Origin of the sequence: Prevotella melaninogenica (assembly GCF_018128065.1) — a bacterium.
In the GTDB taxonomy this organism is placed as follows: Bacteria; Bacteroidota; Bacteroidia; order Bacteroidales; family Bacteroidaceae; genus Prevotella.
On sequence record NZ_CP072359.1, the window covers coordinates 1,112,928 to 1,135,748 of the forward strand.

General features: G+C 41.1%; 19 protein-coding genes. 13 read left to right on the top strand and 6 right to left on the bottom strand.

The annotated features are described in order from the left end of the window. Nucleotides 1–63 precede the first annotated feature (63 nt). Nucleotides 64–1,533, bottom strand: a complete 1,470-nt coding sequence (locus J5A56_RS04495) for an alkaline phosphatase family protein (protein WP_021673200.1) — start codon at nt 1,531–1,533, stop codon at nt 64–66. A gap of 111 nt (nt 1,534–1,644) precedes the next feature. Between J5A56_RS04495 and J5A56_RS04500 the strand changes: the two genes are divergently transcribed. Beyond that, nucleotides 1,645–2,289: a response regulator transcription factor gene (locus J5A56_RS04500; protein ID WP_021673199.1), complete on the top strand. Its 645-nt coding sequence runs from the start codon at nt 1,645–1,647 to the stop codon at nt 2,287–2,289. 485 nt (nt 2,290–2,774) lie between these two features. Here J5A56_RS04500 and J5A56_RS04505 read toward each other — a convergent pair whose 3' ends face one another. Then, nucleotides 2,775–4,763, bottom strand: coding sequence for an OPT family oligopeptide transporter (locus J5A56_RS04505; protein ID WP_021673198.1), 1,989 nt, complete (start codon nt 4,761–4,763; stop codon nt 2,775–2,777). Nucleotides 4,764–4,848: 85 nt separating this feature from the next. On the opposite strand from J5A56_RS04505, the gene tsaA reads away from it, so the two are divergent. Further along, the gene (gene tsaA / locus J5A56_RS04510) at nt 4,849–5,514 is read left to right on the top strand and encodes a tRNA (N6-threonylcarbamoyladenosine(37)-N6)-methyltransferase TrmO (protein ID WP_021673197.1); all 666 of its coding nucleotides are present in this window, start codon (nt 4,849–4,851) and stop codon (nt 5,512–5,514) included. Nucleotides 5,515–5,571: 57 nt separating this feature from the next. On the opposite strand, the gene J5A56_RS04515 is transcribed toward tsaA, so the two are convergent. Next, a complete protein-coding gene (locus J5A56_RS04515; protein WP_021673196.1) occupies nt 5,572–5,895 on the bottom strand; it encodes a hypothetical protein in 324 nt (107 codons plus the stop codon). Continuing rightward, a complete protein-coding gene (locus tag J5A56_RS04520; RefSeq protein WP_021673195.1) occupies nt 5,895–6,404 on the bottom strand; it encodes a hypothetical protein in 510 nt (169 codons plus the stop codon). Before J5A56_RS04520 ends, J5A56_RS04515 begins: the two co-directional genes overlap by 1 nt. A gap of 168 nt (nt 6,405–6,572) precedes the next feature. Here J5A56_RS04520 and J5A56_RS04525 point away from each other — a divergent pair, with 168 nt between their 5' ends. The 9 genes from J5A56_RS04525 (at nt 6,573) to J5A56_RS04565 (ending at nt 17,899) form a co-directional block, all read left to right on the top strand. Next, a complete protein-coding gene (locus tag J5A56_RS04525) occupies nt 6,573–7,169 on the top strand; it encodes a DUF3256 family protein (RefSeq protein WP_036920472.1) in 597 nt (198 codons plus the stop codon). A 74-nt stretch (nt 7,170–7,243) separates the two neighbouring features. Next, nucleotides 7,244–8,506, top strand: coding sequence for a nucleoside permease (locus J5A56_RS04530; protein WP_021673192.1), 1,263 nt, complete (start codon nt 7,244–7,246; stop codon nt 8,504–8,506). A 24-nt stretch (nt 8,507–8,530) separates the two neighbouring features. Further along, nucleotides 8,531–9,079, top strand: a complete 549-nt coding sequence (locus J5A56_RS04535; protein ID WP_021673191.1) for a bifunctional nuclease domain-containing protein — start codon at nt 8,531–8,533, stop codon at nt 9,077–9,079. Nucleotides 9,080–9,157: 78 nt separating this feature from the next. Further along, nucleotides 9,158–9,892 (top strand): RsmE family RNA methyltransferase, encoded by a 735-nt coding sequence (locus J5A56_RS04540; protein ID WP_021673190.1) that lies wholly within the window; start codon nt 9,158–9,160, stop codon nt 9,890–9,892. A gap of 402 nt (nt 9,893–10,294) precedes the next feature. Then, entirely contained in the window at nt 10,295–13,555 is a 3,261-nt protein-coding gene (locus J5A56_RS04545; RefSeq protein WP_021673189.1) for a TonB-dependent receptor, read from the top strand. A gap of 261 nt (nt 13,556–13,816) precedes the next feature. After that, nucleotides 13,817–14,149, top strand: a complete 333-nt coding sequence (locus J5A56_RS04550) for a cupin domain-containing protein (protein WP_021673188.1) — start codon at nt 13,817–13,819, stop codon at nt 14,147–14,149. Between the two features lie 308 nt (nt 14,150–14,457). Continuing rightward, nucleotides 14,458–15,534, top strand: coding sequence for a cyclically-permuted mutarotase family protein (locus J5A56_RS04555; RefSeq protein WP_036920469.1), 1,077 nt, complete (start codon nt 14,458–14,460; stop codon nt 15,532–15,534). Nucleotides 15,535–15,656: 122 nt separating this feature from the next. Further along, nucleotides 15,657–16,883, top strand: coding sequence for an MFS transporter (locus J5A56_RS04560; protein ID WP_021673186.1), 1,227 nt, complete (start codon nt 15,657–15,659; stop codon nt 16,881–16,883). A gap of 98 nt (nt 16,884–16,981) precedes the next feature. Continuing rightward, nucleotides 16,982–17,899 carry a dihydrodipicolinate synthase family protein gene (locus J5A56_RS04565; protein ID WP_021673185.1) on the top strand — a complete coding sequence of 306 codons (918 nt, stop codon included), beginning with the start codon at nt 16,982–16,984 and terminating at the stop codon, nt 17,897–17,899. A gap of 118 nt (nt 17,900–18,017) precedes the next feature. Here the strand turns inward: J5A56_RS04565 and J5A56_RS04570 are convergent, their stop codons facing one another. After that, entirely contained in the window at nt 18,018–19,058 is a 1,041-nt protein-coding gene (locus J5A56_RS04570) for an asparaginase (protein ID WP_021673184.1), read from the bottom strand. 550 nt (nt 19,059–19,608) lie between these two features. On the opposite strand from J5A56_RS04570, the gene J5A56_RS04575 reads away from it, so the two are divergent. After that, nucleotides 19,609–20,484: a nucleoside phosphorylase gene (locus J5A56_RS04575; RefSeq protein ID WP_021673183.1), complete on the top strand. Its 876-nt coding sequence runs from the start codon at nt 19,609–19,611 to the stop codon at nt 20,482–20,484. Between the two features lie 46 nt (nt 20,485–20,530). Beyond that, nucleotides 20,531–21,925 (top strand): tRNA uridine-5-carboxymethylaminomethyl(34) synthesis GTPase MnmE, encoded by a 1,395-nt coding sequence (gene mnmE / locus J5A56_RS04580; protein ID WP_036920500.1) that lies wholly within the window; start codon nt 20,531–20,533, stop codon nt 21,923–21,925. A 38-nt stretch (nt 21,926–21,963) separates the two neighbouring features. On the opposite strand, the gene J5A56_RS04585 is transcribed toward mnmE, so the two are convergent. Beyond that, nucleotides 21,964–22,812, bottom strand: a complete 849-nt coding sequence (locus tag J5A56_RS04585; protein WP_021673181.1) for a DUF7281 domain-containing protein — start codon at nt 22,810–22,812, stop codon at nt 21,964–21,966. Between the last annotated feature and the right edge of the window lie 9 nt (nt 22,813–22,821).

Genomic DNA, 22,821 nt, shown 5'->3' on the forward strand with positions numbered 1-22,821 from the left:
ACATCTCTGGCTTTCCCTGTAATAGACAATGCCAGAGATGTCAGTGGATAATATTGTTTATATTTAGAATTGATTTCTTGCCTTACCTACACAACCATTTGGCATCTGGATATGTAACATCGCGCATACTGTTGGTGCAATATCTACGATATGTGTTTCTATATTGCTTGCACCATGCTTCACGTTCCAACCAAAGAGTAGGAAAGGAATGTGTGTGTCGTATGGGAATGGCTGTCCATGTTGTGTTCCACGGAAGTCTGGTCTGTCCTTGCCACCAAAGAACTGTGGGCGTGTGACAACACCAATCTCACCTGAACGGCCACGGAAGTAACCATTCTGCATACGCTCCTTTATCCATTCTGGCATTGTTGTCTGGCTGACTTTCTCCTCGTCAAAGACATAGAGGAACTGTGGGTCTTGCTTCAACCACTCTACAGACTCATAGATAATCTCCTGCTTTTTCTTACCAGCTGCAGCGATTGTTGAGTCATTAAAGTAGAATTGATAGTTGTCTTCACCCATTACAGGGCTGATACCAAACTTTCCTTGCAGATAGGTATTGAGGTCTTTAACAGTCTGCTTATAATCCCATCCACCTGCTGGAATGCGATGCTCACGCATATAGTTATAGTTGTGAGCAGCACCGTGGTCAGCTGTAAGGAAGAGCAGATAGTTACCTTCTCCCACCTCCTTGTCAAGTACTTTAAGGAACCATGCCAAGTCTTTGTCTAATTGCATATAAACGTCATGGTTCTCTTTTCCACGTGTAGAGAATTTATGTCCAATGATATCTGTTGGTGAGATGCTTATCGTAAGCATATCAGTTTCTTTTCCCTTACCCAAGTTTTCATTCTTCAAAGCCGCTTCTGCCATCTTGAATGTCATAGTAACACCCAGTGGTGAACCTTTGATATCGAATTTAGGAGCAGTGTGGTTTTTTGCGTTAAAGTCTTCAACCCATTGTGGCAGTTTGTCCATATAGAAGGTTGAAGTGACGAAACGACCTGCTGAGGTGTCCCACCAATAAGCAGCATCAGCAGCATGACCAGCAGGAAGGATTGATGCACGGTCTTTCAGAGCCACACCAATAACTTTTGAACGGAAGTCTGTTGCTACCTGAAGTTCATCTCCAATCGTAGAGGTAAGCATACGACGAGGGCTCATCTGACCTTCAGAACTGTCAGAGCCAACACTCTTCACCGTCTTATCCCCACAGCAGTAAACACTCTTGTCGTCTTGATAGAAATAGTTTCCTGCGATACCAGTAAAGGCTGGGATAGAGCCAGTATAAACAGAACTATGTCCGATGGCGGTCACTGTTGGCGCATAGTTGATATGTGTGTTCTCAAAAGAGAAACCCTGGTTGAGCAATCTTTTCAAACCATCATTACCATACTCATTGTAATAATAGTAGAAATAATCCCAACGCATTTGGTCGACAACGAGACCAACAACCAATTTTGGTCGCTGTATCTGTGCATTGGTTGCTGCTGCAATGAGCAAACCAGCTACAAGAAAAAGGATTTTTTTCATCTTAGGTATGTGTTTAAATTATGTTGCAAACTTACAATATTTTTTTTAATTTCTCGACTTTTTTGTCTACTTTTGCACTTGTCGAAATGATATTAAATACAAACAAGAACAATGCAGAATATTATCATCGCAGATAATCAAGACATCACACGGGCTGGACTGGCTTATGTGCTTTCTAAAATGGAGAATGTATCTTATCAGGTGGCAAGCAACAAGTCCGAGTTAATACTTCTCTTAAACGATTGTCCTGAAGCTGTTTTGATTTTAGATTATACGTTGTTTGATATCTCTGGTGAGGCTGACCTAATGAATATCGGTCAGCGTTTTCCACTTTCCCATCTTATATTGTGGAGTGAAGAGTTGAGTGTAGGCTTCATTCGCAATGTTATTAATGTTAGCAATCGCATTAGTGTCCTTATGAAGGATGCGCGAATGTCTGAAATAGAACAATGTCTTGACTATGTGCTGCACGGTAAGCGTTTTCTTTGCCAACATGCCACAAATATGATCTTAGCACCTGCGTACCTACTTGAGAAGGAGACGGTACCATTGACAAAAACAGAAGTTGAAGTGTTGAAAGAGATTGCAATAGGTCTGACAACACGTGAGATTGCCGAGAAACGTTTTTCTTCTTTCCATACGGTCAACACACATAGAAAGAATATCTTTCGCAAGTTAGGAGTAAATAATGTTCATGAAGCTATCCGCTATGCTATGCGTTCGGGATTGGTGGATGCTGCAGAATACTATATTTAAGGTAGGTTCTTATTAATTCTCTTTTATATTTTTCCCAATCTTTTCTGATTTGTAAGAAAATAATTAACGCTTGTGGATTGCGAAAAATATTTACTTTTATTCTCGTTTTTTACCTTATTTCTTTCTAAAAAATGCCCTTTTCTTGTGTCTTTGTAATTATCAAGTTGTCAGGTAGTTACAAAATGGTAATTGAAAAGGTGCTTAGTTAGGATTCAAAAGGGCGTTAGTAAGACCTCAAAAGGGCATCTATTGAAGGTCAATTAAGCCTTAATTCGAATGCTATTAAGCCTTAGTTGTTTTTTATGTGGTGAATTTTTTATTACAAAGCTGTGTGAATTGTATCTACTTTCCAACCTTTCTTTTATTATTGTAGGATAATTTTGTTATAGGTATATGCGCAACAGAAAGAGCCGTATCAAACGCTGTTATAGTGATTTGATACGGCTCTTTATGCGTGTTTATAACGTGCAATTAAAATAGGAAGTCTATTCAGATAACTCTTTCTTGTTGAGTTTCGTAGAAAGAATGAAGTAAAGAATTAATGCAGCGTAAGCCACGAGGGAGAGAAGTTCAGAGAGATGATTTTCCCACCATGATGAATAATCGAACTCAATACCACCGAATTTTAGTAAGGCAGAAACAACACCCATGAGTGCACCACCAGCAATGAAGCCTGATGCCAAGAGTGTTCCCTTGTCGCCACGTGCCTTGTTTATAGCTTCATTCTTAGAACGAGTCGTTACATACCAGTTTACGGCTCCACCTACTAAGAGAGGAATATTCAGCTCCAAAGGAATGAACATACCCAATGCGAAAGCCAAAGCAGGAACCTTACAGCGGTCGAGTACGAGTGCAATAACTGCACCGATACCATAGAGTATCCATGGTGCGCCTTGACCACTCATCAACGGTTTGATGACAGCTGCCATTGCGTTTGCTTGTGGAGCAGCCAACTTGCCAGAGTTGAAACCATAAGTTTTGTCTAAAACAATCATCACGCCAGCCACGGTAGCAGCAGAGATAATCGTACCAAGGAACTTCCATGTCTCTTGTTTTTTTGGTGTTGTACCAAGCCAATAGCCAATCTTTAAGTCGGTAATGAACGAACCTGCCATTGAAAGGGCTGTACACACAACGCCACCCATCAAAAGGGCTGCCAGCATACCAGCATTGCCTTTCAGTCCAACAGCCACCATAACGACGGATGCAAGGATGAGGGTCATCAATGTCATACCTGATACTGGGTTGCTTCCTACAATCGCAATGGCGTTAGCAGCAACAGTAGTAAAGAGGAAGGCGATGATGGCAACGAGAAGAATACCCACAACTGCGTGGAGCAGGTTGAAGTCCATCACTCCAAAATAGAAGAAAAGGAAAGTGATGATGAGCGTTGCAATACTTCCGAAAGCAATAATCTTAAAGGAAATGTCGCGCTGTGTACGGATAATCTCTTCCTGTCCACTGCCCTTACCTTTCATCTCACGTGCAGCCAAACCAACAGCACTCTTGATGATGCCCCATGACTTCACAATACCAATGATACCTGACATAGCAATGCCACCGATACCGATTGAACGAGCGTATGACTTAAAGATAGCCTCTGGAGCCATCTGACCAACAGCTGTTGTGATAGATGGATCCCACTGATTTAATACGGTATCTGGGAACAAGAGTGCCATGCCTGGTACGATAAGCCACCATACGGTCAGCGAACCAACACAAATGATAAAGGCATATTTCAAGCCGATGATATAACCAAGTCCGAGGACAGCTGCACCCGTATTGACTTTGAAGACAAGCTTTGCTTTATCGGCAATAGTCTCGCCAAAACTAATCATACGACTCGTAACGTTCTCATTCCACCATCCGAAGGTTGCGACAATAAAATCGTAGAGTCCACCTACAAGACCAGCGAGAAGAAGTGGCTTCGCTTGACTTCCACCTTTCTCACCGCTCACGAGTACCTGTGTGGTAGCCGTTGCTTCAGGGAAAGGATATTTACCATGCTGATCCTTAACAAAATACTTACGGAAAGGAATCAAAAAGAGAATACCCAAGACACCACCTAAAGCTGCTGCAATAAAGATGTTGAAGAAATCAGCTTCTAACTCAAGCATATAAATAGCTGGCATTACGAAGATACCTCCCGCAACGACAGCACCTGAACAGGCACCGATACTCTGGATAATGACATTCTCACCCAAGGCGTTTTTGCGCTTTGTGGCAGAGGATACACCAATCGCAATAATGGCAATTGGGATGGCAGCTTCAAATACCTGTCCTACCTTCAAACCAAGATAGGCAGCAGCAGCCGAGAAGAGTATTGCCATGAGGATACCCCAAGTGATAGACCATGGGCTTACTTCACGATATGTCTCTTGTGGCGACATGACTGGCTTGTACTCTTCGCCATCTTTCAACTCCCTGAAGGCATTCTCAGGAAGATTAATGTTTTGATTCGCGTTATTTTCCATTGTTTAATAGTATTATTTGCTTGCAAAGATAAATAAAAATCATTTATCTTGTATCAATTCACTGTAAAATATTACCTTTGCCAATATGAAAGTGATTAAACCTATTGCTATTTTTCGTTCTCCTCTGACATCGAAGTTTGGTATTCCTCGTCAAAGTGGACTGGCTGATAATCTTACGGGTAAGATAGTGTTGGAACCTCAGTACCAGCGTGAGGAGGCGCTACGTGGATTAGAAGACTTTGATTATCTGTGGTTAATTTGGGGCTTTTCAGCTAATAAGTCTACCGATGATAGTAAGTTGACGGTTCGTCCTCCACGCTTGGGAGGCAATGAGCGTTTAGGGGTGTTTGCCACTCGTTCGCCCTTCCGTCCAAATGGACTTGGATTATCTTCTGTTCGAATTAAGCGAATAATAGATGGAGTTATTGAGGTCGTTGGAGCTGACTTGATGGACGGTACACCAATCTATGATGTAAAACCATATATCTCATACGTTGATAGTCATCCAGAGGCAAGAGGCGGTTTTACCGATAAGAAAGAATGGCAACAGTTGTCTGTTGTTATTGCGGATGAATACTCTAAGTTCTTTGATGACGAGGAACTTGCAGCCTTAAAGGAGGTACTCTCGCAAGATCCACGCCCACAATATCAGCATGATACAGCGCGTGTTTATGGTATGCCTTTTGGTGGGAAGGATGTAAAGTTTAGGGTTGAGGGAGATGTGTTAGAGGTTGTTGGGGTTGATTATTAGGCTTATTAGGCTTATTGGGCTTATTAGCCTAATTAGCCCAATAAGCCCAAAAATGAACTATTTTCTCCTTAAGTATTGCGTCCAAGCAAATGGGCATCGATGCGATAGATAATTAAGATTGTTCATGTTTTGGTATGCTTCCCGTTCAAAGGATAGGTTTAGATAGGCACGCCCCGCCATAGGTAAGCGTATAAGCCATTCTATGAGATACCATAGATAAAAGGGAAGGATGAGCATTTCTAACATTTGACGTGTATGAATACGCTCATGATTGATTATCTCCTTCGTTAGTTTAACGCCAGGATGAACAAAAAGAAGCCCAAGAATGTTGATAGCATCATAATTCTTGGGTGGTAAATATTTCGTCTGAATAATCTTCATTAATCTGTTTCAATAGACTCAATACGTGGCTTGGAAGCTGCTGGAGCAATAGGCTGTGTCTCACCAGAAGAATTTGAAGATGCTTCTGAAGAACCATTTTGATTGTCAGAATTGTTTGCTGTGGCATCATTGTGGTTGCTCGTGCGACTTGAACGATGAGTTTTTCTGATACTATTGAATACCTTTTCCGCCTGTTCCTCTTCCTGTGCATTGGTGGAATCTTTGGCTGTTGTGTCTCTTGCTATTGTGTCAAACTTCGCCTTGTTATTGTCTGCTAAGTTTGAATCTGGCTCAATAGCTGTCTGTGTATATTCTGGATCGTTCTTGTGTTGTCCGTAATAAAAGAAGCCAAAGGCGACAAGGAATATCGTACCAAGAATGATAAAGGCAACCATACCACGACCTAAGGTTGGGTCGTTGTCGTTATCATTATTATTCAGTGGTGTATTGCAATAAGGACAATTCTTTTCCTTCTCATTCACCTCATTATTACAATTTCGACATTTCATATTTTCTTTCTTTATCTTTGATTTCCATCGGCAAAGGTAAAAGAAAAGGTAGAGATGACAAAACGATTTGGCTTTTTATTCGTTTCTTCTTTCTTTTTTGTATCTTTGCAGGGATTTTACAAGATTATATTATCATATTAAAAATAGAACAGAAGGAGTTTTTTCGATATGAAAAAGACATTGATAATTATATGTTTCCTGACTTGTTGGCTGTGTGTTTCTGCTCAAAGCCTGCGTGAAGTGTGGATAGAAATGCCAGATAGCGTACTACCTTATCTGAGTAAAAGTCAGCGTACTGAATTGGTTGACTATGTTGATATGAAAGCTGACCCAGCTGTCTTGAATGTTTTTGGTGATTCTGTTCGGATAGAGCGTATGACCAATAACTATCTTTTAGTTAAAGCAAGTAAGGTCACTCGTTTGGAAATCAAATTATTGGATAATAATACTTTGGCTTTAGTTCAGACTTGGAAAGCACCTGTTGCAGAGAGTAAGTTGAGCCTTTTCAACTTGCAATGGCAACCCAAAGAGGCTGTTGTGGTATACAATGAGAATATTGTAAAACCTGACTCTATGAGTGAAGAGGAATTTGCTGATTTAAAGTCATTGATGTATCCTCGTATGAGAGAGTATCGTCTGTCAGCAGAGAATAACTCGTTGTCAGTAAGTTGGAACTACCCTTTGCTGTCAAAGAAAGATGTAAAGCGGGTTGCAGACTTATTGAAGATGCAGGTTGTTAACTGGACAGGAAAAGACTTTCGATAGAAAAAAAAGATGGCACATTTGGCGGTTTCTGATAAAATCACTACTTTTGTGCTCATATATTAATAGTTTATAGCATGAATTTGAAGGTACGTTTAGCGTTGATGAACTTCTTAGAGTTCGCAGTGTGGGGAGCTTATTTGACCTCTATGGGTCGCTATCTTGGCAATATCGGTATTGGAGCTGAGATTGGTTATTTCTATTCAATGCAGGGTGTGGTTTCAATCTTTATGCCTGCTTTGATGGGTATTGTGGCCGATCGTTGGATTCCAGCTCAGCGTTTGTTAGGCTTCTGTCATTTGCTTGCGGGTTTATTTATGTTTGCTACAGCTGGCTATGGTTTGAGCATTGGTGACCATGCAGAGTTCTCTACCATCTTCACGCTTTATTCACTTTCTGTTGCCTTCTATATGCCAACATTGGCTCTAACAAACTCTGTTGCTTATAGTGCTTTGAGTAATGCAGGTATGGATACGGTGAAGGCATTTCCACCTATCCGCGTGTTCGGTACGATAGGTTTCATCCTTACCATGTGGCTTGTAGACATTTTGGGTTTTCAAAGCAATCAAAATCAATTTATTACCTCTGGTGTAGTAAGTATCATTCTCTTCCTTTATACCTTTACATTACCAAAGTGTCCCGTTAGTAAGGGGACTGAAAAGAAGAGTTTTGTGGATGCTTTTGGCTTACGTGCTTTTGCTCTTTTCAAGGAGAAGAAGATGGCTATCTTCTTTATTTTCTCAATGTTATTGGGTGTGAGTCTTCAGATAACGAACAGCTTTGCTAACCCTTTCCTCTTTAGCTTTGGTGCTCAACCAGAGTTTGCAAACTCTTTTGGCGTACAGCATGCTAATATCTTGATAAGCCTTTCACAGGTTAGTGAAACCTGTTGTATCCTTCTCATTCCATTCTTTATGCGTCATTATGGTATCAAGAATGTAATGTTGATAGCTATGTTTGCATGGGTATTGCGCTTTGGATTGTTCGGAGTAGGCAACCCAGGCTTCCCCGGTATCTTGATGTTTGTAATTTCAATGATTGTTTATGGCGTAGCCTTCGACTTTTTTAATATATCAGGTTCGCTCTTCGTTGATAATAGTACGGAGCCAGCTCTTCGTTCTTCAGCGCAAGGATTGTTTATGTTGATGACGAATGGTATTGGTGCAACAGTAGGTACATTGGCTGCTCAGGCAATCGTAAATGCTTATACCTATCCTCAGAATGTTGGTTCAGACATATTGACCGTAGGTGATTGGCAGTCTTGTTGGTTTATATTTGCAGGCTATGCTTTTGTTGTAGGAGTATTGTTTGCTGTTATCTTCCGTCCGAGGAGAGCATAATAGTTACCGATTAATACGATATTAATGAGTAAAGTTCAACTTATATATAAAGGTATTTCACAGATTGTAGGAGGACCAGAGTTAGGTCTGCTCGTTCTGTCTGACCTTGCACACACAAGGCAGATAGCTATTGTGTGTGATCATCACATGGAGTATGAACTTGGCTTACGAACAGGTGACAAGATAATTACTGAAAAGCTGCTCCCAGAAGTACTTTGTAATGTAAATCCATTGATGACAAGTGAGCATTACGAGATACTTTTTAACTCTATTGTAGATGGACAATATAAAGCACTCTTAGTCAATAAAGACGATTTAAGTCTTACTCCTCTGCGTGCTTCTGATGCAGTGTTATTGGCACAGATAGCAAAGTTGAACATTTTTATGGAAGAGCATCTTTTCAAACGTCAAAGTGTAGACAGCAATACGAGTCAAAACAAAATGGCTTTACCCGTAAATGCTTTGAGCGTTGAGATGTTACGGCATGCCTTACAAAAAGCTATAGAAGACGAGAATTATGAACTTGCTTCTATGCTTAGAGATGAAATGAAGAATAGGTCAAAAGAGTCTTGAATATATATAAAAATCAAGACGCTCAGGAACTTTATAGGACATTCTTGTCTTAAGAAAACAATGTTATAGTCCCAAAGAATGAAAGAAGCAAGATATTTTTATGTCCCTAATGCTGCTATGGAAACAGCGTTGCCTGCAGAGGAAGCCATTCATGCAACACGTGTACTTAGGTTGAAGGAGGGTGATGAACTATTCCTTATGGATGGTGAAGGCTACTTTTATAGGGCGGAAGTAGCACTGACAACGCCGAAGAAGTGTCTTTATACGATTAAAGAGACATTGAGGCAAGAGCTTGCTTGGCGTGGAAAGATTTATCTTGCTATTGCACCAACAAAGGATATGGGGCGCATTGAATGGATGACTGAAAAGGCTACTGAAATAGGTTTTGATGAGATTACTTTCTTGGATTGTAAATTCTCTGAACGTAAGATGTTGCGTACAGATCGTATAGAGAAGATTGTTATCTCAGCAGTTAAGCAGAGCCGTAAAGGCTGGAAACCAGTGGTAAACTCAATGACACCTTTTCATTCTTTCATAGAGAAGCATTCTAACAATGGACGAAAGTATATTTGCCATTGTTACCAAGAGATACCACGAGCAGACTTCTTTACTGCCATCACACAAGAAGAGTCTTCTCCAACAGGCGAAGATATTACCGTATTGGTAGGACCAGAGGGCGACTTCTCTATCGATGAAGTTCGTTTTGCTTTGGAACATGGTTTTGAGAGTGTTACGTTGGGTAACAGCCGTTTACGCACAGAAACAGCAGGGCTTAGTGCCGTCATGATGTCGCAGCTTGCACGAAGAATGTAAGCTGTTTCTTGTGTGTTTAAGGTTAGAATGGACTGTTGAAAGCTTCAAATAAATATGTTTAATTGCTGTTATCATACTACGTTCCATTGGTGTTAAGCATTCGCACAATGCGTGCTAAGTCTCCGCACAACGTGTGTTAAGCCTTCGCACAAGATGTGTGACGCACTAATACAATAGTGAATGATGGATAGAAACGTTCTTGAAAGAGGTTAGTAGATATGCAATAAGACAAATAACATGTAATAGAACACTGATAAGCAACTTATATGAGAAAAAGTTTATTGGATGCAATAAAATTAAGTTTTTTTGTTGCTCTCTCGTGTATGTATCAAAAAAAATGCTTAATTTTGCAGCATACATTTAAATAACGTTATTATTTATATTAAATTTTTTAACTAAACTATGCAGAAAAGATTACTTTTCTTGATTACGTTGTTGATTGCAATGACAACTACTGTCATGGCACAGGTTACAACTTCAGGAATCAGTGGTAAGATTGTGTCTCAGGGTGAAGATGTTATTGGTGCTACCATTACAGCAACTCATCAACCTTCTGGAACAGTTTATCGCGCTGTGACGAACATCGATGGTCGTTATACTATTCAGGGTATGCGCGTCGGTGGTCCATACAAGGTGACTGTGGCTTACATTGGTCAGAAGACGAAGACTTTTGACAATGTTACACTCCGTCTTGGTGAGACGGAAGATCTCTCTTGTTCACTTCAAGATGATACCAAGGAGCTTCAGGAGGTTGTTGTGAAGGGTAGTGCGGGTGTTAACGCAACCAAGACGGGTGCTGCACAGAGTATCAGCTCGAAGCAGATTGCTGATATGCCAAGTATTACCCATGGTATTGCGGATGTTGCTCGTCTCAATCCACAGTTGACAACAACGAATAGTGGCGCAATGTCTTTTGCTGGTACAAGCAACCGCTACAACTCTTTTATGATTGACGGTGCGGCAAACAATGACGTGTTTGGTCTTGCTGGCGGTGGAACAAATGGAGGTAGTGCCGGAACACAGCCTGTTTCTATGGAGACAATTGAGCAGATTCAGGTGAATGTTGCTCCTTTTGATGTCCGTCAGGGTGGTTTTACGGGTGGTGCCATCAATGCAATTACCAAGAGCGGAACTAACGTGTTCCACGGCAGTGTCTATGGCTTTGGTAATAACCAGGGACTGATAGGCTCTAAGTATCCTCTTGCTGACGGCGGTTACGCTCCCAAGTTCAACAAGCAGAAGGAGTATAATATCGGTGTAACCTTGGGTGGTCCTATTATCAAGGATAAGTTGTTCTTCTTTGCAAACTATGAGAAGACCAACAAAACTTATCCTAATCTTTACACCTTAGGCTCAGAGCATTCTGCCGTTGATGCCGCAAAGGCAAATGACATCTTGGAGAAGATTGCTGATCTCGCTAAGCGTCAGGGTGTGAACTTCCCTACAGCTCTTTCTACTGATGATATTTATACTAAGAGTGATAAGGTTGGTTTGAAACTTGACTGGAATATCAATGAAACCAATAAGGCAACTGTACGTTGGAGTCTTGTTGATGCAGAACAACTGAACTATGCCGGTTCAAGAACCTCTGTCAACGGCATCAGCTATGCTTATCCGTTCAAGAGCAAAACCAATTCTTTCATTGCCGAGTTACAGAGCCGTCTCTCTCCGTCTGTTGCCAACGAGGCTCGTGCGAGCTACGTACGTGTAAGAGATAATCGTGCTATCACAGGTGAGTACCCGAATGTGACAGTCAATAATGTAGGCGGCGGTTCAGTAAACTTAGGTGTTGAGCGTTCTTCTATGGCTAACCGTTTGGATCAAGATATCTACACTCTTGAAGATAACTTGACATGGTATAAGGGTAATCATACCTTTACTTTTGGTACTCATAATGAGTTGTATAAGTTCACAAACCTTTTCCTTCAAGACCTCTTTGGTAGTTATACATTCAAGAACTATGATTCTTTTGTAAACTACTACAACGATTATGTTGCCGGTAAAATAGATCCCAAGAAGTCTTATATCAACCAGTACCGTTACTCTCACGCAAATGTAGACGTTACAGGCGACCCGCGTTGGGAAGCATCATTCGGTGCAGCGCAGCTGAGTTTCTATGCACAGGACAAGTGGGATGCAACTGCCAACTTCCAGCTGACCTATGGTCTCCGCATGGACATCCCGATTATTATTGATACGCCTGCTGCCAATGAGCCGTTCAACCAGTATGCAGAGACGAAAGGATGGAATGTCAGGACAAACCAGCGACTGTCGAGTACGCCTCTCTGGAGCCCTCGTGTAGGTTTCCGCTGGGACATCAACAAAGACCGCAGGTTTATTCTCCGTGGTGGTGCCGGTGTGTTCACAGGACGCATCCCGTTCGTTTGGATCAGTAACAACTATACTCACACAGGAATACAGCTTTCAACATTTGACGCCTATAACACAAACGGACTGGAGCTGTTGCTTGACCCTGAAGCACAGCAGAACAACGCATCAAAGCTCAAGGCAAAGGGAAGCCAGATCATCAATGTCTACGACCGCAATTTCAAGTTTGCACAGAACCTCCGTTTCAACCTCGGCTTCGACTTTAACGTGCTGGGCATCAACTGGACTGCCGAGGCCATCTACTCAAAGACACTCAATGATATTCTTTACCAGAACCTTGCCTATGACCAGACAGGCAAGACCTTTGGAGAAGTTTATGGAAGTGTCGGTGCACCGATAGAAGACAACCGCCCACTTTATTCCCAGGTGACGAAAGGAACTCCTTTCAACAATATCTATAAGTTGAGCAACACATCAAAGGGCTATACGGTCAACATGAGCCTGAAGGCTGAAAAGCATTTCAACTTCGGCCTTGACTTGATGGCAAGCTACACCTGGACAAAGTCAATGAGTGTAAACAACGGTGGTTCTTCTGTTGCAGAGAGTAACTGGAGATTCAATTACACTTATCGTAATCCTAACGACCCGGAGCTGGGCAATTCTGCTTATAATATTCCTCACCGCATTCAGGCCTCTGCTTATTACCATGTAAACTATGGTTCTCAGAAGCAGTGGCAGACAACGGTAGGTCTTATCTACCAGGCGAAGAGCGGTTCTCCATATAGTCTCTATTACTACGGTGATGTCAACGAGGATGGTTCAAATGGAAACGACCTGTTCTTTATTCCTACAGATGCTCAGATTGATAAGATGCAGTTTGAAGAGACTAACTTCTCTGCTAACGCACTTACAAATGCAGTCTTCGGTGATGGTTTCACTGCTCCTAAGTTAACAGCTGATATGCAGCGTGCGATGATGAAGCATTGGATTGGCAATGACTCTTACATGAAGAAACACCGTGGCGAATACTACAAGCGTTTTGCTGATAATCTTGCTTTTGAACATCATTTTGATGTTCACTTCGCACAGAAGTATAGTTTCAAGGTGGGTGGTCAAGTTAACTCCCTTGAGTTGAGTTTTGATATTATCAATGTTGGTAACTTGTTGAACAAGAACTGGGGTCATACTTATGGCGATGGCTTTGGTGTCTACTATAGCCCAGTAAGCTATCAGAGAAATGGTCGTTACCAGTTCACAGGTGGTTATGCAACACGTAATTATAGTGACTACTACAGCCGTTGGCGTGGTCAGCTTGGTTTACGTTACACATTCTAATTTGTAAGATAAAACTATATAAAAAGCAGGGACTCCTATTGGGGTCTCTGCTTTTTTTCTTATCTTTGCATAAGATAGGCTGCGTTCGACAATTTAAAAGTAAACTTTTATTGCACTCGCTTGCACTATCTTTGCATAAGATAGGCTGCACTCGGCAATTTAAAAGTAAACTTTTATTGCACTCGCTTGCACTATCTTTGCATAAGACAGATGGCACTTGCTGGCATTATCATCTTTGCGTAAAATAAAAACCATATATATATGATTATTGATTTTGATAAGATTGCCGAAGAACATATAGAAGGTTTCAAAGGCGGTGAAGGCAAATTGGATATGCGTGCTTTCGTAGACGAGCAGGCACGTATTATGTATTCAACCTTACGCCCGGGTGCAAGTAGTGGAAAGCACCAGCATGTTGGTTCTTTTGAGGTGATGTATGTTATCAGTGGTGAACTGACTGTTCATTATGATGACACGACAGAAGTAGCAAGAGTAGGGCAGTTACATTATTGTCCAGAAGGTCACTTCCATTGGTTTGAAAACTGCACAGACCATGACGTAGTTTACCTTGCTATTGTACCAACTTTGAGATAACAGCGAATTATTTTCATGAAAATAAATATTTTTTTTCACGATAATAAATATTTTTCTTCATGAAAATAATTCTTTTTCTTCGTGAAAAGAATTTGTAACTGATTGTTTCATGTTACCCTAACTATGTGGGATAAACTTCCTACAAGTAAAGGATATGCAGCCAACTTATGGTTTGTTTGATGATAGATTACGGCACAGATATTTCTTATATGTCGTACGTAAATACTACCATGTAGTTGTATTATTGTAAGAAGGGTGTAACCCAAGCGATATTTTAACCTAAAACGATGAGAATTAAAAATCTAATAATGACAACGATAACTTTATTGACGGGATTGGGTGCGAATGCTTCTGATGCCGATAGCCTGATGGCGATGCGTGGCTTTCCTACCGATGAAGTAGGAATCGAACATGGCGTTTCTGCTTGTTACGCAGGTTGTATTGATAACCAAATTGTGATGGCTGGTGGTTGTAATTTCCCTGTAAATACATTGGCTCCAGATAGTAAGAAGGTGTATTATAGTGGGATTTATGCTACTACAACCGATGAGGGTAATCAGCTGGATTGGAAGTTGGTTGGTCATTTGCCTGAACCATTGGCTTATGGTGTTACTGTTACTTGCGATAACAGTATGATTGTTGTAGGCGGAATGAATAACGACGGAAGCTACGGAAAAGTTTATCGTATAACCCTTGTTGATGGTAAAGCACAAGTTTCTATTCTTCCTTCTATGCCTTGCTCTGCTGATAATATGGCTGGTGCCTTGGTTGGTAGACATCTTTACGTAGCTGGTGGAACAATGGATGGTAAGGCTTCTAACCGTGTTTTACGCCTTGATTTAAATGATCTCTCAGTAGGTTGGCAGGATGTAAAACCTTTCCCGGGTATGGTACGTGTACAGCCTGTAGCTGGTAGTATGGGTGATAATCAATTCTGTCTTTTCGGTGGATTTGCTCCTGCTGCAAATGGTGAGGAAGCAAAGTTGGCGATGGATGGTTGCGTATATGATGAGACTACTGATGAATGGCAGATACTTGAAGGTCCGAAAGACGATAAGGGTGAGCCGCTGTTTGTAGGAGGTGGTACGGGTATTAACCTATGCAAAGACCAACTTTGGGTAATGGGAGGAGTAAATAAAGATGTATTCCTCTCTGCTGTCAATCATCCTCAACCTGATTACCTGAGTCATCCTATAGAGTGGTATCGCTTTAATCCATACACTTTGTACTATAATAAAGATGGTTGGGAAGTACTCTATAAGAGCCCAGAAACAGCACGTGCAGGTGCAGCTTTGGCACAGACAGAGCATGGCTTGTATGTGATTGGTGGTGAGTTGAAGCCACGTGTACGTAGCAATAAGATTGTGAAGTACCCGAAACGTTAATGACAATCAAGATTCTTTGTTTATCGTTTATATAATTTATTAACTGCCCATTACTCTCCACAAAGTATTCTATTGCTTTTTATTATAGAAGATAAAGATGTCGGAGTGGGCTATAATCTTTTATGAAAAAATATTATCCTTGGGTACTTGTTGCCCTCCTTTGGTTTGTTGCTTTGCTGAATTATATGGATCGACAGATGTTGTCGACGATGCAGGAAGCGATGAAAGTTGATATCTCAGAATTAAATCAAGCAGAAGCTTTTGGTGCATTGATGGCTGTGTTCTTGTGGATTTATGGTCTTGTAAGTCCATTTGCAGGCATTATTGCTGACCGTGTTAACCGTAAGTGGCTTGTTGTAGGTAGTATCTTCGTATGGTCTGCGGTGACCTATCTTATGGGTTATGCTGAGAGTTTCGAACAGCTTTATTGGCTTCGTGCCTTTATGGGTGTCAGCGAAGCTCTTTATATCCCAGCAGCTTTGTCTCTTATTGCCGATTGGCATGAAGGAAAGTCGCGCTCATTGGCGATTGGTATCCACATGACAGGTCTTTATGTTGGTCAGGCTGTTGGTGGCTTTGGCGCAACACTTGCAGCAATGTTTTCATGGCATGCTGCTTTTCATTGGTTTGGTATCGTTGGTATTATTTATTCAATTGTATTACTCTTGTTTTTGAAAGAAAATCCAAAACACGGACAGAAAACGGTTTCACAGGGAGAGACAAGTACAAGCAAAAATCCTTTCCGTGGATTGTCAATTGTCTTCTCTACATGGGCTTTCTGGGTAATACTCTTCTACTTTGCCGTACCAAGTCTTCCCGGTTGGGCAACAAAGAACTGGTTACCAACTCTGTTTGCTAATAGCTTGAATATTCCAATGTCAAGTGCAGGACCAATGTCAACGATAACTATCGCTGTATCATCGTTTATCGGTGTTATCATGGGAGGTGTCGTTTCTGACCGTTGGGTACAACGTAACCTGCGTGGACGTGTATATACCAGTGCTATTGGTCTTGCCCTTACCGTTCCTGCTCTTATGTTCTTGGGTTTTGGTCATAGTCTCGTGTCTGTTGTCGGAGCGGGTTTATGTTTTGGTATTGGCTATGGTATGTTTGATGCTAACAACATGCCAATCCTCTGTCAGTTCATATCATCAAAGTATCGTAGCACAGCATACGGTATCATGAATATGACAGGTGTGTTTGCTGGTGCTGTCGTTACCCAGGTGTTAGGTAAGTGGACTGATGGTGGAAACCTTGGTCTTGGCTTTGCTATCTTGGGAGGTATCGTTGTTTTAGCTTTGGTTTTGCAACTCTCTTGTTTAAAGCCAACAACCGACAATATGGAATAAAAGAGTTTTATAATTGCTTATTATTATCACATATAATCGCCTTTTCTACCCATGTAATTCGCATTTATGAGAATTGAAGGTGGAGGGCAACATCATTTATGGAAAAGATTATCGGATTAATTGACGCACCGTTCACGCCATTTTATGCTAATGGCGATGTCAATCTTGAGCCTATTGAGGCTTACGCTGCTATGTTGCAGAAGAACGGTTTGAAGGGAGTGTTTATCAATGGTTCATCTGGTGAGGGCTATATGCTCACAACAGAAGAGCGTATGCAGTTGGCTGAACGCTGGATGCAGGTAGCACCAGAGGGTTTCAAGGTTATCGTACATGTGGGCAGTTGTTGCTTGCGTGAGAGTGTACGTTTGGCTGAACATGCAGAGAAGCTTGGTGCTTGGGGTATAGGTGCTATGGCTCCTCCTTTCCCAAAGATTGGTCGTATTGAGGAGTTAGTGAAGTATTGTGAGACGATTGCAGCAGCAGCTCCATCGCTTCCATTCTACTATTACCACATTCCTGCTTTCAATGGTGCATTCTTATCAATGCTCGAACTCTTGAAAACTGTTGATGGTCGTATCCCTAACTTCGCAGGTATCAAGTACACCTTCGAGAGTCTTTATGAGTACAACCAGTGCCGTCTTTACAAAGATGGTAAGTTCGATATGCTGCACGGACAGGATGAGACAATCCTTCCAAGTTTGGCTCAAGGTGGTGCAAAGGGTGGTATCGGTGGTACAACCAACTATAATGGTCGTGAACTGACAGGTATTATCGAGGCATGGAACAAGGGCGACATTGAGACCGCACGTGAGAAGCAAAACTTCTCACAAGAGGTTATCAATGTCATTTGCCACTTCCGTGGTAACATCGTTGGTGGTAAGCGTATCATGAAGTTGATAGGCTTTGACCTTGGCCCTAACCGTGTTCCTTTCCAGAATATGACAGATGAAGAAGAGGCTCGCATGAAGAAAGAACTCGAGGAAATCGGTTTCTTTGAGCGTTGCAATAAGTTCTAATAATCATATTACAGCCCAATATTTCCTTTTATTCTTCCTTTCAATAACTATTGATTTGTAGGAAGGGTGGGGAATATTGGGCTGTTTTGTTTTCTATCAAGTTGTTCGTAGTAGTCTATCAATTATAGATAGTGATTTCCCCAGCAATTGATTGGTTCATGTATTTGCGGATGGTTTCAGTGTCCTTATACTTTGCTTGCAGGTACATTAGTTTTGTTACAGCAGCTTCAACCGTACTGTCATAACCGCTGATTACGCCAGCATCCTTGAGTTGATAACCCGTATCATAACGGTTCATCTCTACTTGTCCGCTGATACATTGACTAATATTAACAACAATGACATCACGCTCTGAAACCTTACGGAGTATATCCATGAGCCAAGGTTGCTGTGGTGCATTACCACTTCCGTATGAACGCATGACAATACTTCGCAACTCTGGTGCATCAAACATGTGATGAATCAAATGCTCTTCGATACCGGGGAAGAGAGAGAAGATAATCACATTGTTATCCAACTCAAAGTGTGGTACCATTGGCTTTGTAAAGTCTGGCTTTAAGATGTTATGCTCATTAAAGTTGAAGTTGACTCCAGCCTCACAGAGATGAGGGTAATTAAAGGTGTCAAACGCATTGAACTCGTCTGCATTCTGCTTTGTTGAGCGATTGCCTCGTAGGAGATGTCCGCTAAAATAGATACAAACCTCTGGTACTGTTGGTGTGCCATCTAAGTGATGGGCAGATGCCAATTCAAGGCTTGTCATAAGGTTCTCCTTACCATCCGTACGTAACTGTCCGATAGGAAGCTGTGAACCAGTAAGGATAATAGGCTTTGTGAGGTTCTCAAACATGAACGACAAGACAGAAGCTGTATAAGACATCGTGTCTGTACCATGTAAAACAACAAAACCATCATACTCGTCATAGCGGTCTGAAATGACTTTTACCAACTGCTTCCATCGTACAGGTGACATATCCGAAGAGTCGATAGGAGGGTCGAATTGATAGGTATCAACTTCTGTAGGAATTAGTTTGAACTCGGGAACGTTTTCAACAAGATGATTGAAGTCTAATGGCTCCAATGCGCCTGTCCGTTGATTATGTCCCATACCAATGGTGCCGCCTGTGTATATGAGCAATACTTTGTTGGTTCTGTTCATAGTGCATTAGTTTGTTGTTTTTGCAAAGATAACAAAAAAAATAGCTCATATCCTAATTTCCTTAGAATATTTTTATCAGTGTCGGTCAATAAAACATTTCTCAAACGGAATCTTTTAGAAGCCTACTATGCTGCTGTAATGATGCGGCTAACCTTTTTCTATATATGTATTGATACGAAGCATGAATGGTGCTGAGGCTTAACACGACTTGTGTTAGTGCTTAACACGAGTGGTGCTATGGCTCCGCACGATATGTGCGGAAGGCTAAACACATTATAGTATGTCGTTAGGATGACTTCATTCTATCGTTAATGAGATATCGTATAAGTACAAATAAACAGGCCTCTTGTAGTAAGGATTCTAACATTCTCTTTAATGCTAAAATACAATAATTAATGTGTCTTTTGTGTGGAAACTATGTATATGAAAGCTTTTGTAAACCATTGTGTATGCGTTATTTTCTTTACATCGTTTGGTATTCTCTGCATTTATGCTTATCTTTGTGTCTCGAACATAATTATTCACAATATTACCAAATTATCTTTCAACTATGGAGAAGAAATATTTTGCCCCTTCAGAACTAATTATTAATGAAGATGGAAGCATCTTTCACTTGCATTTGAAACCAGAGAACCTTGCAGATAAAGTTATTCTTGTTGGTGACCCAGGTCGTGTAGCACTTGTTGCTTCGCACTTTGAGAATGTAGAGTGTGAGGTTTCTAATCGTGAGTTCCGTGCTATCACAGGTACTTTCCGCGGAAAACGAATCACAGCTTTAAGTACGGGTATTGGATGTGACAACATCGATATTGTTGTAAATGAGCTGGATGCATTGGCAAATATTGATTTCAAAACACGTACAGAGAATGAGAATCTGCGCCAGTTGACACTTGTACGTATCGGTACTTGTGGAGGATTGCAGCCTTACACACCTGTTGGTACTTATATTGCATCAGCCAAAAGTATTGGTTTTGATGGCTTGCTAAATTTCTATGCAGGTCGTAATCAGGCTTCTGACCTTGAGTTTGAAGCAGAGTTTAAGAAACAGGTTGAATGGGATGCGCAGTTGGGTAATCCTTATGTGGCTTGTGCTGACAAGGAGTTGCTTGATACCATCGCAGCTGATGATATGGTACGTGGCGTAACAATCGCTTGTGGAGGCTTCTTTGGACCACAGGGACGTGAGCTTCGTTTACCATTGCAGGACCCTAAGTTGAATGAAAAGATAGAGAACTTCTCTTATAAAGATATGCAGGTTACCAACTTCGAGATGGAGTCTTCTGCTCTTGCTGGTCTTTCAACACTTATGGGGCATAAGGCTGTAACTGTCTGTATGGTTATTGCCAACCGCCTTGCTAAGGAAGCAAATGCAAGCTACAAGAATACTATTGATGGCTTGATAGAGAAGGTGTTGGAGAGAATATAAGAAAGCATACTTTATGAGTAAACGAACTGACAAGGTGTCACAATCAATGTTATCCACTCCCCAATCAATCCTTTCGGGGAGTGGCGAACCAATATGCTCTCTTGCTACTCAGCCCGGTGGAGCCATAGGTGTTATCCGTGTGAGTGGTGAAAAAGCTATAGAAATAACAGATAAAGTCTTTCATGGTATCCGTGGAAAGTATTTGTCAGATGCGAAAGGGAACACTTTGCATTATGGTGAAATCCTTGATAAGGAGGGCAAGGTCATTGATGATGTTCTTGTCAGTGTCTTCCGTGCCCCTCATAGTTATACGGGCGAGAATAGCACTGAGATATCTTGTCATGGTTCTGCTTATATTCTTAATCAAGTAGTTAAGGCACTTATTGATGCAGGTTGCCGTCAAGCTCAGCCCGGAGAATATACGCAGCGGGCTTATTTGAATGGTAAGATGGATCTTAGTCAGGCGGAAGCCGTTGCCGACCTCATAGCTGCTTCTAACCGCGCAACGCATCAAGTGGCACTTAGTCAGCTTAAAGGTCATTTTAGTTCTGAACTTTCACTTTTGCGTGAACAGCTTTTGAAGATGACTTCCTTGTTAGAGTTGGAACTTGACTTCTCTGATCATGAGGAACTTGAGTTTGCTGATAGAACAGAGCTAAAGGCTTTAGCAGAAAAGATTCACCAAAGAGTAAAGACTCTTACTGATTCTTTTGAGACAGGTAAGGCGTTGAAGAAAGGTGTACCAGTAGCCATCGTGGGTAAGACGAATGTGGGTAAGTCAACACTATTGAATTGTCTACTCCATGAAGAGAAAGCCATCGTTTCAAATATTCATGGTACAACTCGTGATGTCATCGAAGATACAACAGAAATCAAAGGCGTTACTTTCCGTTTCATTGATACAGCTGGTATTCGTCATACAGAGGACCAAATTGAGAAGTTAGGGATTGAACGTGCCTATCAGAAGATGGATGAGGCGGCTATTGTCCTGTGGGTTATTGATGAACAACCAACAGCAGAAGAATGTACTGAGATGCAACGTTTGGCAAAGGGAAAGCATTTGATTACAATCTTTAATAAAATAGATAGTAAAGAAGCAGAGCCAAGATTGGTAAATGAAGAATTACATATTATCTATATCTCTGCAAAGTTAAAGCAGAATATCAAGGAATTAGAGGAAGCGATTTATGTAGCAGCAGACATCCCTGAGATAAACGAAAATAGTGTTATCATTACTTCTGCTCGCCACTATGAAGCATTAATGCATGCTGATGAGTCTATCCTTCGAGTGATAGAAGGACTTGATTTCGGACTTAGTGGCGATCTCATTAGTGAAGACTTACGTATTTGTCTTCATCAACTCGCTGATATCACAGGCGGACAGATTACCCCACATGAGGTGCTTGGAAATATCTTTAAGCACTTCTGTATAGGTAAATAAGATCTTTGGATAGGTTTCTCTCTTTGTGTCGTAAGTCCTTATTGTTGAGAGATATAACCTTCTTGGTCATAGCCCTTGCGCTCATAATGAATGAGGTCTATCAATTGTTGGATCTCTATTCTATCTGATTTAATATCCTTATAACGAGCATATTGTTCGTTATAACGCTTTGTTGAACCATGTCTTAAGCGTGAGGGAATATCTTCTGGGATTAAGAAAGATGTGCGTTCTGTGCCTAAATGCTTCTGAAACTCAGACAGGAATATATGGATACCAGCCAAATCAAAGTCACCAAAGTGGATATATGGATTGGGGATAGATGTTAACCATTCTCTAAGATCAGTTGATTGTGGATAGCGTGAGACGAATAATACCTTTTGTGAAAGTTCATGTTTATGTAGATACTCATTAAAGAAACCCCTTTGTTGACGTATTTTTCTGAAATTCTCCATATTCTCAATTCCAATGATAGTCACGTTGTCTGGAATTGTAAATGTTCTCCAATCAGATACAAAAAAGAAACACCCTTCTTGTGGATTGATGGTAAATGGTTCATTATTCAATCGACATTCAATCGACTCATACGTATTCACTGGGAATCCAGGACACGAACGTATAGTCACAAGTTTAGAGTTTCCTGTCTCGCTTGCCATTGAACTTCTTGACTCGGAATTTCCGACATCTAATATCCGATAGTTCTCATCTTTATCAATAAGAAACCTTTTTAATGCTTCGATATTGTTGGCACGATACGATTTTCTCGACCCATGTATAATGATTTGCAATAGACCTTCTTGAATAAGTTCTGTCAGTAGTCTATTGCTTATCCTTGAGCCTGCAACGGTCTCACCAGCTATTAATGCTTGTATAGATGCACTTACTGCCATAGTCTTTCG

Coding starts and splice junctions, on each gene's coding strand:
- J5A56_RS04495 (WP_021673200.1), bottom strand. CDS start 1,533: ATGAAAAAAATCCTTTTTCTTGTAGCTGGTTTGCTCATTGCAGCAGCA.
- J5A56_RS04500 (WP_021673199.1), top strand. CDS start 1,645: ATGCAGAATATTATCATCGCAGATAATCAAGACATCACACGGGCTGGA.
- J5A56_RS04505 (WP_021673198.1), bottom strand. CDS start 4,763: ATGGAAAATAACGCGAATCAAAACATTAATCTTCCTGAGAATGCCTTC.
- tsaA (WP_021673197.1), top strand. CDS start 4,849: ATGAAAGTGATTAAACCTATTGCTATTTTTCGTTCTCCTCTGACATCG.
- J5A56_RS04515 (WP_021673196.1), bottom strand. CDS start 5,895: ATGAAGATTATTCAGACGAAATATTTACCACCCAAGAATTATGATGCT.
- J5A56_RS04520 (WP_021673195.1), bottom strand. CDS start 6,404: ATGAAATGTCGAAATTGTAATAATGAGGTGAATGAGAAGGAAAAGAAT.
- J5A56_RS04525 (WP_036920472.1), top strand. CDS start 6,573: ATGAAAAAGACATTGATAATTATATGTTTCCTGACTTGTTGGCTGTGT.
- J5A56_RS04530 (WP_021673192.1), top strand. CDS start 7,244: ATGAATTTGAAGGTACGTTTAGCGTTGATGAACTTCTTAGAGTTCGCA.
- J5A56_RS04535 (WP_021673191.1), top strand. CDS start 8,531: ATGAGTAAAGTTCAACTTATATATAAAGGTATTTCACAGATTGTAGGA.
- J5A56_RS04540 (WP_021673190.1), top strand. CDS start 9,158: ATGAAAGAAGCAAGATATTTTTATGTCCCTAATGCTGCTATGGAAACA.
- J5A56_RS04545 (WP_021673189.1), top strand. CDS start 10,295: ATGCAGAAAAGATTACTTTTCTTGATTACGTTGTTGATTGCAATGACA.
- J5A56_RS04550 (WP_021673188.1), top strand. CDS start 13,817: ATGATTATTGATTTTGATAAGATTGCCGAAGAACATATAGAAGGTTTC.
- J5A56_RS04555 (WP_036920469.1), top strand. CDS start 14,458: ATGACAACGATAACTTTATTGACGGGATTGGGTGCGAATGCTTCTGAT.
- J5A56_RS04560 (WP_021673186.1), top strand. CDS start 15,657: ATGAAAAAATATTATCCTTGGGTACTTGTTGCCCTCCTTTGGTTTGTT.
- J5A56_RS04565 (WP_021673185.1), top strand. CDS start 16,982: ATGGAAAAGATTATCGGATTAATTGACGCACCGTTCACGCCATTTTAT.
- J5A56_RS04570 (WP_021673184.1), bottom strand. CDS start 19,058: ATGAACAGAACCAACAAAGTATTGCTCATATACACAGGCGGCACCATT.
- J5A56_RS04575 (WP_021673183.1), top strand. CDS start 19,609: ATGGAGAAGAAATATTTTGCCCCTTCAGAACTAATTATTAATGAAGAT.
- mnmE (WP_036920500.1), top strand. CDS start 20,531: ATGTTATCCACTCCCCAATCAATCCTTTCGGGGAGTGGCGAACCAATA.
- J5A56_RS04585 (WP_021673181.1), bottom strand. CDS start 22,812: ATGGCAGTAAGTGCATCTATACAAGCATTAATAGCTGGTGAGACCGTT.